We start from the raw sequence: 16335 nt of genomic DNA on the forward strand, positions 1-16335 counted from the left end.
TTATTTTTTAAGTTCAAAGTAACCCAATATTTGATCTAATTGCAGAATAAATTCCGCATCTGGCCGCCAATGACAAACCCCTTGCCCTGCTTGTCCCTGCATGCCACGCAAATACAAATAGCTGGCTCCACCCAAATGTTGCCGAATATCATAATCTTGCAAACGACTGCCTAAATAACGGTGCAACGCCACCAAGTACAATGCCGCTTGTAACCAATAACTCGATTGAGTCATGTTGTGTTCAAGATTGGTTTTCTCATAATCGCGCTGATCGCCGCCCAAATAATTACTCTTATAATCGGCAATGTGATAACGCTGTCCATCAAAATAAACTAAGTCAATTGAGCCTGTCAGATAACGTGCAGTAGCGGCTTCATTTAAATCTTGAATAGGATGACCCACATCTTCAAACAATTGCTGAATCGCTTGAATAAATAAACGCTGATCTGCCAACGCCAAATAGAATGGAAACTCTGATAAATAATGTGCTGTAGATAAAGCCGAGAGCTGGAAAGTATCGTGCAAAGGCGTATTCAACACATCCTTCAGCCACTCGGTCATGTGCGCAAAAATATCTGCTTCCTGTACAGTCGCGCTGCCTTTGGCAGTGTCGAGTTTTGCAATCAAGTCTGCCAATAACACATCTGAATTAAACTCTTTATCGTTATGAAAACGGCGTTTAACTTCTTCTAAAATGTCGTCATGACTGGCTTGAAAGTCGATATATTCAAAGAGTTTATGTAAAAAACTTCCCGCTTGAGTACCACGCTGAAAATTAGCTTTGATCCATGCAATCGGCTGAGCCACCTGTACAACTTCCTGTTCCACGTCAACAGGTTCCTGATTGATTTCATCGGCAGCGGTAGCCTGTTCCTCGCTTACTAATGCCAAAGTGTCGCTACGCATGGCGGCAGGTAAATGTTGTGCCAAGCCACTAAAACTGGTTTTGGTCCGTGGATAAAAGCGACGCTGCGGAAAATCTGCAGCATCAATCTTAATTTCTTGCACTTGTTCAAGTTGTAATGCTGCCGCCAATTGTGTCAGAGGTGCTTCATCACAGCTCCACGCTGCAGCAATTTCTGCTGAACTTGGCGCTTGTAAACGCCAAACATTTAAACCATTTGATTTTAAGCTTTGATCTTTTTTCGTAGGATCAATTTGCTTCAGCATCGCATAGACCCGATAACTGGCGCGGGTGAGTGCCACATACCAAAGCCGATTCAACTCTGCCAAACGGCGCTCACTGTGCTGCTGCATTGCTGTGGCATCGATGTCTTTATGTTTAATGGCAATTACACGTTGTTCAATGCCTTGCGCTTCCTGTGTTGCAAACACCAAAGCAGACTTGTCAGATTTGGGGGACTGATCTGCCGACATCAAAAACACGACTTTAAATTCTAAGCCTTTGGACTGGTGAATGGTCATCAGTTTCACGCCTGCCGCATTGGAAAGCTTTCGCTCAATTTCCCAGTCGCGTTTAGCAGGAGATTCGACTTGCTGTAAATACCAGTAATACAGCATATAAGCCCCTTGATGACGCTCACTTTGACGACTCAGTAATTCGGTTAAATGGCGTAAATTCACCACATGCCGTTCATTGTCAAAACTGCGTTTTGCCACCAAGTTTTCCCAAACTTTAAATAAGTTCAGACAGTAATTCCATGCGGTTAAAAAGCCTTTATTGACCCACATTTCACGAATGCAATCGAAGTCATAAATAAACTGACCCAAACCTTGTTGCTCAAGCTCAATCAACTGTTGCAGGTTATAGCCCAACAAACGTGTCAGCAAGGCACGCTTGACCTTGGCTTCATCATAAGGATGTAAAATTGCAGTTAAAATTGCCGCCACATCTTTGGCTAAAAAGCCTGTAAAAACACTGCGCTGACTACTTCTATTAACCTGAATTCCAATCCGTTCAAGCTCGTATTGGGCTTGGTCAAGCTTTTTATGACTGGTCGATAAAATGGCAATATCATCGGCTTGCAAAGCAACTTTGCCTGCAGCATGATCAAAATATAAATCACCTGCAATACCTTGATTTAATAACGCGCGAATTTTCCATGCAATTTGAATGGATTCATCCTGATCATGTTCCACCGTCACCCAACGCAGCGGTGCAGGATTGACCTGTTGCCGATCCATTAAAGCAGGATGAGGACGTGAACCTGCAATCACTGGTTCATAAATCACCTTCTCACCAAAAGCGGGTTGGCGTTGAAATAGCTCGTCCACCACACAGACTAACTCTTTCACTGAACGATGATTTTGTCTGAGTGAGTAAATGCGACCTTGTTTTTTCAGCACGTCATCACGGGCATTGTTATAGGTCAGCATATCGCCACCGCGAAAACCATAAATCGCCTGCTTAGGATCGCCCACCATAATCATACAACCGCGCATATACCACTTCGGATTACGCCAAATTTGCGCCAGCATGTCGTCTTGGTCTTGGTTGGTGTCCTGAAATTCATCCACCAAAATTAGTGGATAACGGGTATGCACAAACTGTGCAAAACGCTGCCCGCGCTCTCCCTGCAAAGCTTCGGCTAAACTGCGAATTTGTTGGGCAAAAGTGGTTTCTCCTTTTTGCTGTAAAAGTTGCGGTAAACGCTGTTTGACGTGTTGTACCAAATAGAATTTTAAATTGGTATCCACCAATTCAATTTGACGCTCAAAATTAAGTTTGGCATCCACCACTGCTTTAATTTTACGGATCACAGGATGATCAAAAAAAGCATCTTGCACCTCTTGCGTACAGGCTGGATCTGTCTTTTTAAAATGTGGGGTTGCTCTTAGTTTCCTCTCTTTGGTGAGATAAAGTGCAAAGACTGCATTAAATAATGCAGCAAGATGTGAATTAAAATAATGTTCTAAAGGGTTGTGCTTAATTTTTTCAATCAGTTTTGGCAAAGCATCAGTAAACATTTGATGTAATACCGCCCCTCCATCACCTGCCACATTCTTATAAAAACCAGAAGTATATTTACCCTTATAATATTCTTTTAATTCTTCAATTTGCGTGATGTTGATACTGGCTAAATTCTGCAACGCCTCTGCTAAATCCTGAACCTCCAACTGTGCCTGATCTATACCTTGAATCTCTGCCGATGCAAAATTCAAACTGGTATTGACCAGATCTTCATATTCGGCTGCCGATTTCAACCGCCCACATAACAGCATATAGTCCACAACATGCTGGGGCTGTGCCTGAATCCATTCACGCAGGACATCATGCAGCAATTGTTCGGTATAAACCGATGCTTGTTCGGTAATATTGGCGCGCTCAATTTTGCCGCTTTCAAAGGAAAATTCACGCAATAATTTTTGGCTAAAGCTATCCAGCGTTCCGACAAATAACTCATCGAGTTGTGCAATCACCAACTTCAAACGTGAACTGGCATAGTCCAGTTTTAAGCAATATTCTTGCACAACATGTTTGAGTAAAGGGTCTTGTAGTTGTGCAATTTTCTCTGCAAGGGCGCGCTGATCTAAAGACTGGTTTAAACACAGGTCGATATATTGTTGGGTTTCAAGCAAGCGTGCACGAATACGACTTTTTAGCTCGGCTGCGGCGGCACGGGTAAATGTGGTTGCAATCACTTGATTAGGCAAATAATCTTTCAGGAAAATCCGCACCATTAAACTCGATAAAGTATAGGTTTTGCCTGTACCTGCCGATGCTTCAATCCAATGCAAACCTTTAAATTGCATCTCTTGAATTGGGTCATAACAAATTGGGAATGGGCTAGATGAGTTCACGCAGATTCCCCTTGTTTTTGAAGATTTTTCGCAGACTCATAATTTTCAATGATGGGCTGATACAGTCGATGGCTATATTGCTTAAACGCCTCAATCAACAACGGTTCAGTTTCACTGTCTTGAAAAATAAATGCCCAGTCTGGGTGGTTTTTCTCACTTTCATCAATAAAACCTCCCCAAGCACCGTCATGCCAATGTTTTACGAAGCTTTCCATATTCAAAACCTGATCGGACTGAGCTTCATCCCATTGGATTTCAAATTCTTTTTTATCTTTCATTTTTAAAACTAAAGCCGCAGGCAATAACACAGGATATTGCTGTGCGTGTTTCCAGAACTCAAACCACTGGGCTAAATACTCGTGTGCTTGCTGTGCATTGATATTGGCAAAATGAATCACCGCATCTTTACACACCACAATCCGCTCTAAATCTTGTTGTTCTGTATTCTGATAGGCCACCCAGAACAGATATTCCAACCACACTTCGGCATATTTACTTGGTCTGGCACTCGCTGCCACCACGCTACACCAAAGCTTTGTCGGCTGTTCAGGCACTTGAATACGGATATGCAAATGTGGATTTATTTTCCATAGCTGTTGCGTTGTTGCGGTTGCTTCATCTGCAAATTGCTGCAGTGTGTCACGTAAATATTGCTGTTCTTGCAGTCCCGTTTGAAACGTGGCATTTAAGGTTTTGCCCACAGGCAAGGTATCTTGCAACAAGCTTTCTGCATCTTGCTCGCCATGTTGCAGTAAAAAATCACGCACACTATATTTTTCCAAGCCATTTAAAATCAGCGGCTCGTGGTTCATTGCAGCAGTGTCGGATTGTAAATTTTCGACCCCAATCGCTTTTAAATAGGCACGCGCAGGGAAACACACATCTCGAATCCATTGCATACTGTCTAAGACCACCACATCTTGCGGCAATAATGGATATTCTCCAAACCATGCTTCACGTGGTGTGGTTTCTTGCTGCATTTGTTTAGCCACCCGATACCATTGATCTTTAAAGCGAACTTCACGGCTTTCAGCAAAACGCAGCTGATCGAAAGGTTGCAAACTATGTAAATAATAAAGAGATTTCAATTGCGCAGGAATTTCGACACCATTCAAGTTTAAGCGTGAATCGCTAGCGCCATCAGGATGTTTCACAATCAATGCCAAATGCTGCACAAATTCCTGCACCACCACGGATGGATCACGTACCTCACCATCGCTGACATCAAAACCGTTATAAAATAGCCAAACACTGTCTTGCGCCAACAATAAACTGTCTAAAAATGCCCCCTGATCATCCTCAATCCGTGAACGATCTCCCAGTTGTGGTTTTAATAATTGCATCAAATCAAAAGCCAATTGCTGATCACGACTTGGGAACACGCCATTGTCCAAGTTCAACATCACAATCAACTTATATGGCAGCGGACGAATTGCACCAATTTGGCTAAAGGTAATAGCGCCCGATGGACTGGCTTGTTCGAGTTGGGTTTCGAGCTGGGCAGAAATTTCTTGCAGAATATAATCCAGCGGTAAACTTAAATGACGCAAATCTTGACCCGACTGCACATCAAAATAACTGGCTAAAGTCAGCATACGGTCATGTTTTTGCACCAAACTAAACACCGATGCCAACACATCTACTCCTGCATCCTGAAACTCACTCAAGTCTTGCATCAGTTGTTTGAGCCAATATTCCACCGTTTTAGCTTGCCCCAATTCATGCTGAATCAGCCAATCACGGCGCTGTGCAAAATCCTGATAAATTTGAATCAGTTTAAAGATCAATTCAAAATCGCTACTTTGCACATCGGCATAACTTAAAGTATGCTGAACCACGCAATGCTCTGGCACTGCAACACCCAAAGCCAAACGATCTAAAGCAAACTTCAGGCTAAACCGATAATCTTGATCATCTGCACTCAGGCTGCGTTTTAAATGCTCGGCATCTAAACCACGTTTAAAACCTGCATTGGCCAACAACTCATTCATGCGCTCAATATTGTTTAAATTCAAGGCATAACGCTGTTGTGTGGCAGCTAAACTCAACCAGTCACCAAACTCCTCAAAGCTAAAACGTCCTTGTACCAACGCTATACGCCCAACCACCGCACGCCAAGCATTGTGAATATCTAAAGAGCTGATACCTGCTATTTGAATAGGCAAATACACACTATCTTGACTGAGTTGATGCCCTAAAGTAGCTTGATTCTGCTGTGCTTTTTGTTGTCCTTTCTGATAGAGATCACGCTCACTTGGCGGTGCAGCAAATACGCTGCGAATTAAAGACTCTTGTTCTTTGAGTTTCGGACTCAATACCAAAATATCACTGGCTTGGCGGCTGTCATCTTGTCCTAGCCATGCAATTAAACGATCTTTGAGTACCTCAAGCTGACGTAAACTTGAATGACACACATGAATTTGCAATGACTCATCGGCAGGATCTAAGTCATACGCCTGCGCGACTGGCTCAACCAAATTCAATACATCCGATTGAATTTTGCCAAGTAAATGTTGCGGCTCTTCTTCAGGGAAAAGATCATACCACTCGCCTTCATCACCACTCGACAACGCCGCCAATAAAGAAAAGTGATCGCGTGCCTGCTTACCAAAGCGTGTCAGCAAGGGATGATGTGACTCGCGCATATCGGCATTAAATTCGCCATTATATTTTTTGATATATGCAGCAATATCATCATCACTTACGGTTTTATTTTGACTTTCCATCTCACGAATAAAACGACTTTTGATTCGCGCATCCATGTTTAATTTCCACTTAGGATCGACCATGTCTGCCCAATATTCTTGCGATGGGTTGTAATGCAGAATAAAAATATCCATATACTGCGCCAAACGGCGGATAAACAGCAACTGACTTGGCGGCAAATCCAATAAGGTAAAAATCACCAACTGTTTGGGTAACTTGTTAATACACGAATTTGGATTTTCAGGCTCGCCCAAAGCTTGCCAAAATTGCAGATCAATCTCCTGCATTTTTTCAAAATCTGCATGAAAAATATGCAACCACAACCAACTTTGCCATTGCTCTAATTCTTCGGCTTGCTCTTGAGTAAATGCGGCTATTTCCAATGCCGCTTGTTTTTCTTCTTCGCTCTCAAAGTTTTTAGGGATATAAATTTGCTGCTTTAAGTTCAGGCGTTTCTGCTGTCCCCAAACCGCTAACCAATTGCTTTGACATTGGCAGACACCCTCGCAGCCTTTTTGGCAAAAACCACGATAAACCATGTAATTGCTAAATAAACGTGAAACTTTATCTGCCACCCAATACAGCATGTTTTGCTTTTTGAGCTGCTTTTCTAAACCCTGTGACAATTGCTCTGCGCTGTCATAAATTCGCTGAATCAAACGATGTAAAGCATGCTCGGCAGGAAGTGGGTTTTGTTCGTGTTGTATCCACGGTTGTAAGTCATAAAACACACGCCATTGCATCACAATACGCGGAATATTTGCCTGACGCACCCGATCTTTATCGTCTAAAACTGCCTGATAAGCGGCCCATTGAAAGGCACGAATACGATGATGAAATTCAGTATTGGCACTAATGCCTTTTTGCTCGGCTATTTTTTCCGTCAGCCACTTTTCTACTGCCACTGAAGGCACAATAAAATGCTGGGTTTGTAGCACCTGAAGCGGATTCGATGTCGGTTGACGTATGGTTTTCAGCATTTCATTGACTAAAACTTCTATACGTTGGCTTTGTATGACATGAATCGCCATAAGGTATCCTTTAATTTATTTTGAATAAGAATGTATTAAATGTACTAGAAGGCCGTTGATCTATCATTTGCCTCAAGCACAACAAAAGAATAAAGATTATTGGCTATACACTTACAACGGTGTATGCCACTTTACAAGCATACTTTTATTGCCTACTTTATTCAAAAAGTGCTTTGAATAAAGTGGTTTAATTTACCAAACAGCATACGATTATCCGCCATTTTAAGGTTGTACTTATGATAAAAAGAGAGACAATTCCAGACAGTATTGATCCAAGCCTAGACTTGGAAATGATTCGTGCAGAATGCCTAGAACTGGTCAAAAAACGTGCCTATTTTTCTGCAGGTGCAGCCGTCATTCCTGTGCCGTTCTTAGACGTTGTCATTGATGTGGGCATCTTGTCGCAACTGGTTCCAGAAATTAATGCACGTTTTGGCTTATCTCCTGAGCAAATCAGTGTGTACGACCCTGAAACCCGAAAAGTCCACTGGAGCGAATTGCGTAAACGCGGTGTAGAATTTTCAGGTTTAGTCGTAGCGCGCACTGCAGTAAAAAAATCCCTGAATAATGTTGCAGCCAAATACATTGCCAAACAAGTCACCAAGTTTATTCCATTGGGTGGTCAAATGGTGGCTGCAGGGTTAGGTTATTTTATTATGAAAAAAATTGCCGAAACGCATGTTGAAGAAAGCTACAAACTAGCAAAAAGCATTCAGCTTAAACAAGCCAAAGTTGTGAATGCTTAATTCTTAAATCAAGCTGACTCAACACACAGACTTTACATCCTCAAGGCAGATTATTCTGCCTTGAGTTGTTTTAAGATAGTTCTTAAAATTTCCAAACGTGCTGCATTTTTGTCATTACTTGGAATGATGTGCCACGGTGCATATTCAGTACTGGTACGCTGCAGCATATCTGCCGCAGCCACCAAATAATCATCCCATCGGCTACGGTTACGCCAATCTTCATCTGTAATTTTAAAACGCTTATGTGGGGTTTCCTGACGTGCTTTAAAACGCAGCTCTTGCTCATCTTTACTAATGGCTAACCAAAATTTAATCACGACAGTTTGATGGTCATTTAAGTCTTGTTCAAATCGGTTGATTTCGTCATAGGCACGCTGCCATTCCAGTGGACTAATCAAACTTTCTACACGTTCCACCAATACCCGCCCATACCAAGAACGGTCAAAAATATTGATTTTTTCTTCAGGCAGAATTTTCGTCCAAAAACGCCACAAATAAGGACGGCTGATTTCAAAGGCTTCAGGGGCGCTAATGGTATAAATTTCGTATTCACGCGGATCCAGTTTTTTTACAATCCGCTTAATCGCGCCGCCTTTGCCTGCTGCGTCCATCCCTTCAAAAACCAGGCTGACATTACGGTTATCAAAACGCAGTGCATCTGCCACTTTTTTAGTGAGTTTCTTTAACTCTGTTTTATACTCATCATCACTGACCGATTCAGATACGGGGTTGAGCAAAACTTCAGGAATTTCTGCAGCTTGCCAAGTACCCCCCGAACTGGTCGGATGCACAGGACAATGCTCTAAAGCACGTAAAATATGCTGTGCAAATTGTTGATCGCGGATGGTTTCATCTTCGCAATCAATCATAATCCAGTCATCGGTAAAGCGTTGGCGCAGCTTTTGCAAGCTGTCATATTGCTTTTTATTGCGCCAATCCAAGCCGTGCAATTTATGCCAATGCACTTCGCTCGGTTCCATATCATCTAGTCGTTTTTGTAGTGATTTCCACGATAAATCGAACCAGATTTTAATGACATCCACATGGTTATTTTTTAAGTCTTCTTCATAGGCACGCATTTTTTCGACATAGTTATCAAACATGGTGTCATCAATTTGTTTAGACACATGCATGGCTGTGCTTAATAAGTCACTATACCAATTGCCAAACATCACCATAATTTGACCTTCGGCAGGAATAAAACGTGCATAAGGCTGCCAAAGTGTCTGTTTGGGATTAAACGGGTGTGGCGCATCGGCTTTTACCCTTAAATAACGCGGATCGACCCATTCCCTAAGTTGTTTGACCGACTCTCCTTTCCCCGCCAATTCAATGCCGCTCACTAAAATCAGCAAACTTTTGGCATTTTTTTCACCTTTGGTATTTTTTAAAGCATATTGGGCTTCAATTAGCTCGACTGAAAGTTGTTCTTCTTCCATGAGTTTAAATTCAGTATGTGCTTGTGACATCATCTACCCTATTGTTGTGTTATTTAAGCTCTGCTGATCATTCGTCTATATTTACGATATTAGAATGAGCGACAGACTTTGATCAGTATACGAATATCGACCCATTTTTTAACAACTTTTCGCGTATTTTTGTAGATTAATCTCACACACTGACCTTTGCCGTTTGGAATTCTGTGTAATTTGTCATAGCGACGAGATCAAACTCACATTAAGATTTGCCCATTCAACTCAATAATGAGACACCCTATGTCTAAACTTGCTGCTTTAGATGAGCTGTTAGAACTGTATTATCAATTTAAATATCATAAAAATCCTATGCTTTTTCAACGCTTACAAGATGTTCAAGCATGGCAAAAACAGCGTATGCAACGCACCCATGCCACACAGTTTGCCGAAAAGCACAATGTCTTGATGGCTGAATATTTTTTAAACCGCTTATATGGCGGTCCAGATTTTGACGCTTTGGCAGGTCAAATTGCTCGCCTACTGAAATATGCACACAAAGCTGAAAAAATCATCCCTGAAAATGCAATAAAAACAGGGACTTCTGGGGTAAGTCTGGCGATTTTGGCAGTGCAGTTAGATGAACAAGTCGCGATACAATTGCTACAGGACTATCCTGAAAATATGCCTTTAAATGATGAGATGATGCGTCTGACTTATTTAAAGCTCGATCAGGGCGAAGCACGCTTAAAACAATTAAATATGTTGGATGAACTGGGTAAAAACCTAGATAAATATATGCGCTCTTTTGTGGTCTATACCGCTTTTAAAATGTGTAAAGGCGCGGCGCAAAAATACAGTTTTCAAATTATGTATGAGTTTATGCAAGATGGCTTTTTAGCCATGAAACCATTAAAGTCTGCAGAGAAATTTGTGAAGCAATTTACTACCACAGAACGGGAAATTATTGCCAAAGTACATGCAGGTGATTTACATCCATTTTCATAATCCCAATGTGTGAAATAACCAACACTTATTCAGCACACTTACGCTATCTTTGGTTTTTTCTGTATATTATTCATAACAATTGCATGATGATTACTGTACAAGTGCTTAGAATCTGTCATCATGCATACACTGCAGCCTTAAGCCTTTTTATCCTGAGGAGTGACTCCAATGTCGAATGAAAATCAAACGCCTACCGCTACTCCCGAGTCGGCACAACCAACAGACAAAGTGAGTCCATTCTTAACCGAACCTCTACCGCAAGGCGCTCCACAAGGTCAGCAACAATCTTTAGAACAAAAATTAACGGATACACCTGTTACGGGTTCAGTGCCAAAATATAATTTGCCGCGCGGTGCCAACACAGGCAATGTCGGTGCAACCACACACTTCGGCTACCAAACCGTCAGCAGTGAAGATAAAGCCCAGAAAGTCGCAGAAGTCTTCCACTCGGTTGCAAGCAAATACGACATTATGAACGACTTAATGTCATTTGGTATTCACCGCTTATGGAAACGCTTTGCGATTAATATGTCAGGTGTACGTCGTGGTCAGCGCGTACTGGACATTGCAGGCGGTACGGGTGACTTAGCCAAAGTCTTTAGCCGTGAAGTTGGCCCTACAGGTCATGTGGTACTGTCAGATATTAACGAATCTATGCTGAATGTTGGCCGTGACCGTCTAATTGATGCAGGCTGTACCAATGTCGATTTCGTGTTGGCGAATGCCGAAACTTTAGAACCATTTGAAGACAACAGCTTTGACTTACTGACTATTTCATTTGGTTTACGTAACGTGACCGATAAAGATGCAGCTTTGGCAGCGATGTACCGCGTACTCAAGCCGGGTGGTCGTTTATTGATTTTAGAATTTTCAAAACCAGTATTTGAACCGTTCTCAAAACTCTACGATTTATATTCATTCACAGCATTGCCATTGATGGGTAAAATTGTCGCAAACGACTCAGAAAGCTACAAATACTTGGCTGAATCTATTCGTATGCACCCAGATCAACGCACTTTAAAAGGCATGATGGAACAGGCAGGCTTCCAAAACTGTGATTACCACAACCTGACTGGTGGTATTGTTGCCGTTCACCGTGGTTTTAAACTCTAAGGCGTACCGCAATGTGGTCAATTCTCGCCCTTGGTGCAGTTGAGAAACTGATTCATCATGTTATTGATTTGGATGCGATTACTCGCATCCAGCTCAACCAACTACACGGCAAAATGTTGCGTGTGGTGCTCGATTCGCCACAGCTTTCTGTAGATGTCTTTTTTGATGACAACAAAGTTCGTTTAGAACCTACTGCAACAGGTCACAGCGAGCAGCCTTCTATTTTTGAGCATGAGAAGCGCTCTAGCTTCGCAAGGTTTGATCAAGCGCAAAATATCAGCCCCGCAACGGCCACTTTGCATGTTAAAAATGTGGTGCAATTGCTTAAACTGTTGCTATCCGATGAAGTGGGCAATATTCCCCTACAAGGTGACTATCATCTTTTACAAGATATTCAGCGCATTATGCAGCAGGCTGAACTAGACTTGGCCGCACATTTAAGCCCTTGGATTGGTCCTGCTTTGGCTCATGAAGTTGGCAAAATTCAGCTTGCACCCAAGCATTTAAAACGCAGTCTACACAGCCATTTGTTCTTTGCTGAAGATGCCCTAAAAGAAGACAGTGGTTTATTTGCCCCACGCTGGCAAATGGATGACTTACAACAAGATACGCGCATTTTTCAACAAAATTTAGACCGTGCCGAAGCCAAAATCCAACAGCTACAAACGCAGCTTGATGCACAGCCAGATACCGCTTCTAACACCTTAAACTCCACTCAGCCCTAGGGAATAAGTCTTTATGATTCCGCACGTTTCACGTTTACTCGAACTTTGGCGCATTGCCGCGCACTATAGACTCGACACGTTGTTTCCTGCGGAAGAACTACCAGAAAAGGCACGTCATGCGCTCAGTTTTATTCGCATGCACCCTGCGGCTTGGTCAAGTAAAGAACGTAAAAACCCGCTGAAGCTCAAAGAAGCTTTAGAAGAAATGGGACCATTGGCAATTAAACTTGGGCAATTGCTGTCTACGCGTCGTGACCTGATTCCGCCTGAAGTTTTACAGCAATTGGTATTGCTACAAGACCGTGTCAAACCGTTCGGTTCTGACGTGGCACAAATGCGAATTCAGCAATCCCTTAAGGCAGACATCAACACCCTGTTTGCCCGTTTTGATGAACAGCCTTTGGCAGCAGCCTCTATTGCGCAAGTCCATACCGCTGCCTTGCATGATGGTCGTGAAGTCGTGGTTAAAGTCACCCGCCCCGATATTCGCCAGCAAATTCTACAAGATTTTGAAATTTTGGAATGGCTCGGCGCAGCACTGGAAAAACGTCTGGAAGCGGCACGTGCTCTACATTTATCTGAAATTATTCAGGACTATCGTCAAATTATTCTCAACGAACTGGATTTGACCTTAGAAGCGGATAACACCCGCCGCATGCGTCACTACTTTACAGGCTCAAGCATGATGTATGTGCCTGAAGTCTATATGGACAGTAAAGATGTGATGGTGGCAGAGCGCATTACAGGTGTGCCAATTTCCGACACGGCAACCTTTGATCGTTTGGGGATGAATCGTGCCGATTTGGCAGAAAAAGGCCTCACGATTTTCTTTACCCAAGTGTTCCGTGACAACTTTTTCCATGCCGATATGCATCCTGGCAACGTCTTTGTGGAAACCATCAATCCGAATAATCCGCGTTTTATTGCGCTAGATTGTGCGATTATGGGCGAGCTGTCCAAGCATGACCAAATGACCGTAGCACGTATGTTGCTGGCGGTGATGAACAGCAACTTTATGCAGCTGATTCAAGTGGTACACCAAGCTGGCTGGATTCCACCGGGCACAGATCAAGATGCTCTCGCCCGTGAAATGCGCCGTACTGTCGGGCCAATGGTGTCTAAACCGATGCACGAATTGGACTTTGCAGGCATTCTGATTCAGGTCATGGATATTGCACGTCGTTTCCATTTGGAAATTCCACCGCAATTGATGCTACTCCTGAAAACATTGGTGCATGTTGAAGGCTTGGGCACAGACTTATATCCAGAACTGGATATCTGGAAACTGGCAAAACCAATTTTAACGGATTGGATTAAAGCCAATATGAATCCAGTCAAAAATGTCAAAGAAATTGGGCAGCAAATTCCCGACCTGTTACTGGGTGCGCAAGACTTACCAAGTTTAATGATTGACAGTTTAAATGGTTTAAAAAACCAATCGGCTTGGCATTCCAAACAATTGCATGAATTACAAAGCATGCGTCTACAAATGGAACATCAGCAAAAACGCAGCTGGATTTTTGGCAGCATTATGGCCATTTTCCTCTCCATTGCGATTATTGCACCGTGGTATGTCTCTATTGTTTTAATCGCGTTGGCAAGTTTCTTGGCGATTTGGCGTATAGCTAAATAAAGCCACATTGCTTGATAACAAACTGATTAGACGATAAAAAAATTAGAAAGCCTGTTTTAAAGCAGGCTTTTTTATCACGCTGATTTTCTCTAACTCATCCTAAAAACTACCGCATGACTCATCAGTCACCAAGTGATGCCTCTCGCCATTGTTGTAAATATCACCACACCTACAATTAATGCACATTTGTAGCGTTATAGATCAAGCATGACTCAGATTTTGCATAAACGTGCCCCTGCACTCAATATTCGCGCAGGACATCTGGCACGCCAACTGATTGAACAAGAAGGCTTACATGCCCAACACGTCGATATTATTCCAGGTGCAGCAGGCGGCCCCAAAGGTATTGGCATTCAAGGCTTAGACCAAGCTATTTTTGGCGAGTTTTTTGCCCAAGCCCCAAAGCGTCGTACTGTGGTCGGTTCTTCAATTGGCAGTTGGCGCTTTGCCAGTATTTTGGCGTGGGGCGCAAAACAAGGCACTGAACGCCTGTCCGATTTATATACCAACTTGTATTTTCATAAAAAAATGTCGCGCCAAGAAGTCGCTGAGATTTGTCAAAATATGCTGTTTGAACTGATTCAGGGACAGCAACAACAACTGATTCAGCACCCTGACTATCACCTCACGGTCATTTCCGTCAAAGCTCAGCATATTTTCCAAAGTGACCAAGCCTTGCCTTTGCTAGCATCTGTGGCTGGAATTATTGGTAGCAATGCCATTGCGCGCAAACATAACCGCTTATTTATGCAACGCGTCATCAGCCAACCTGCGCAAGGTCAGCAGTTTATGGTAGAGGATGATTTTGTCACCCATTACCAAGCCCTGAATGAGCAGAATGTCGCACCGTGGCTGCTCGCCTCAGCGTCTATTCCCGGGGTGATGTCTGCTATTCGTGACATTCCTGATGCGCCCGTGGGCAGTTATCGGGATGGTGGCTTAATTGACTACCATCTAGATTTACCTTACCAAAGTCAGGGCATTGTGCTGTACCCACACTTTACCGACAGCATTACCCCTGGCTGGTTTGATAAAATGTTGAAGCATCGTAAAGCCAATCCTGAAAATCAGGCCCGGACACTCTTGCTATCACCTTCGGCAGAATATTTAAGCAGCTTGCCTTTAGGCCGTTTGCCCGATCGTAAAGACTTCACCTTAAAAGGTTTAGATCAGGCACAGCGCATTCGCTTATGGAAACAATCGGTGGCAGAAAGTCAGCGTTTGGGCGATGAATTTCTGGAAATGGTGGAAAAACAAAACTTCCCTCAATTTATGCAAACGCTTTGACAGTACAAATCTGGCAAGATAATTTAGGTAAATTGTCTTGAATCACGTACACTATAGGGACGATGCAAAATCGTGCGCTCAGAAAATAGCGTCCATACAATTTAAATTAATTTTGGTGAACAACTCATGAATAACTTGCAATGGCTCGATGAAGTAAAATTTAACGAACAAGGATTAGTGCCTGCCATTGCACAGCATCATCAAACAGGACGTGTGTTGATGGTGGCGTGGATGAACCGTGAAGCCTTGGCACTGACTGCCGAAAAAAATCAGGCGGTGTATTTTTCACGTTCACGCAATAAATTGTGGCACAAGGGTGAAGAATCTGGACACTTTCAAACTGTGCACGAGATTCGTCTGGACTGCGATGCCGATGTGATTATCCTGCAAATTGAACAACATGGTGGAATTGCTTGCCACACAGGGCGTGAATCTTGTTTCTATCGCAAACTCACCGCCAATGGTTGGGAAATTGTAGATGCACAGCTGAAAGACCCGAATCAAATTTATGGTGAACAAGCCGCCAATGCTCACACCTTAGCCATGAGCCAATCAAAGGCACAAGCTGAACAGGTTGAAGTTTTGGCTTATTTAGGGCAAATGATGAGCGAGCGCAAAACCGCTAATCCTGACTCATCTTATGTAGCCAAGCTATACCATAAAGGCTTGAATAAAATTTTGGAAAAAGTCGGTGAAGAAACCGTGGAAGCAATTATTGCCGCCAAAGATTTCAACACCGAAGCCAATGCCAACAACAAAAATGACCTGATTTATGAAGTGGCCGATTTATGGTTCCACAGCATTGTCATGTTGGGTTATTTCGATATTGAACCGCAAGTGGTACTGAATGAATTGGCTCGTCGTCAAGGTTTATCAGGCTTGGTTGAAAAAGCCAACCGTAGCCATTAACGC

The 16335-nt window shown here is 42.9% G+C and carries 10 protein-coding genes; 7 read left to right on the forward strand and 3 right to left on the reverse strand.

Annotated elements, in window-relative coordinates; translation table 11 throughout:
* Together CF596_RS04115 and CF596_RS04120 are read right to left on the reverse strand one after the other, a co-directional pair.
* A complete protein-coding gene (locus tag CF596_RS04115) occupies window positions 1-3714 on the reverse strand; it encodes a UvrD-helicase domain-containing protein (protein ID WP_096901354.1) in 3714 nt (1237 codons plus the stop codon).
* Between the two features lie 44 nt (window positions 3715-3758).
* Window positions 3759-7499, reverse strand: a complete 3741-nt coding sequence (locus tag CF596_RS04120) for an exodeoxyribonuclease V subunit gamma (protein WP_096901333.1) — start codon at window positions 7497-7499, stop codon at window positions 3759-3761.
* 239 nt (window positions 7500-7738) lie between these two features.
* Here CF596_RS04120 and CF596_RS04125 point away from each other — a divergent pair, with 239 nt between their 5' ends.
* Complete coding sequence (locus CF596_RS04125) at window positions 7739-8245, forward strand: hypothetical protein (protein ID WP_096901355.1); 507 nt, start codon at window positions 7739-7741, stop codon at window positions 8243-8245.
* Window positions 8246-8295: 50 nt separating this feature from the next.
* Here the strand turns inward: CF596_RS04125 and CF596_RS04130 are convergent, their stop codons facing one another.
* A complete protein-coding gene (locus CF596_RS04130) occupies window positions 8296-9714 on the reverse strand; it encodes a phosphate--AMP phosphotransferase (RefSeq protein ID WP_096901334.1) in 1419 nt (472 codons plus the stop codon).
* 246 nt (window positions 9715-9960) lie between these two features.
* Here CF596_RS04130 and CF596_RS04135 point away from each other — a divergent pair, with 246 nt between their 5' ends.
* The 6 genes from CF596_RS04135 (at window position 9961) to hisIE (ending at window position 16332) form a co-directional block, all read left to right on the forward strand.
* The gene (locus CF596_RS04135; protein ID WP_004975910.1) at window positions 9961-10665 is read left to right on the forward strand and encodes a hypothetical protein; all 705 of its coding nucleotides are present in this window, start codon (window positions 9961-9963) and stop codon (window positions 10663-10665) included.
* A 168-nt stretch (window positions 10666-10833) separates the two neighbouring features.
* The gene (ubiE, locus tag CF596_RS04140; RefSeq protein ID WP_004975907.1) at window positions 10834-11778 is read left to right on the forward strand and encodes a bifunctional demethylmenaquinone methyltransferase/2-methoxy-6-polyprenyl-1,4-benzoquinol methylase UbiE; all 945 of its coding nucleotides are present in this window, start codon (window positions 10834-10836) and stop codon (window positions 11776-11778) included.
* A gap of 11 nt (window positions 11779-11789) precedes the next feature.
* Window positions 11790-12503: a hypothetical protein gene (locus tag CF596_RS04145; protein WP_096901335.1), complete on the forward strand. Its 714-nt coding sequence runs from the start codon at window positions 11790-11792 to the stop codon at window positions 12501-12503.
* Between the two features lie 13 nt (window positions 12504-12516).
* A complete protein-coding gene (locus CF596_RS04150; protein ID WP_096901336.1) occupies window positions 12517-14136 on the forward strand; it encodes an AarF/UbiB family protein in 1620 nt (539 codons plus the stop codon).
* A gap of 207 nt (window positions 14137-14343) precedes the next feature.
* Complete coding sequence (locus CF596_RS04155; protein ID WP_004975897.1) at window positions 14344-15423, forward strand: patatin-like phospholipase family protein; 1080 nt, start codon at window positions 14344-14346, stop codon at window positions 15421-15423.
* Between the two features lie 126 nt (window positions 15424-15549).
* On the forward strand, window positions 15550-16332 hold the full coding sequence (gene hisIE / locus CF596_RS04160) for a bifunctional phosphoribosyl-AMP cyclohydrolase/phosphoribosyl-ATP diphosphatase HisIE (RefSeq protein ID WP_004975893.1): 783 nt from the start codon (window positions 15550-15552) through the stop codon (window positions 16330-16332).
* Window positions 16333-16335 lie beyond the last annotated feature (3 nt).

Origin of the sequence: Acinetobacter sp. YT-02, assembly GCF_002412355.1 — a bacterium.
Lineage (GTDB): Bacteria > Pseudomonadota > Gammaproteobacteria > Pseudomonadales > Moraxellaceae > Acinetobacter > Acinetobacter towneri.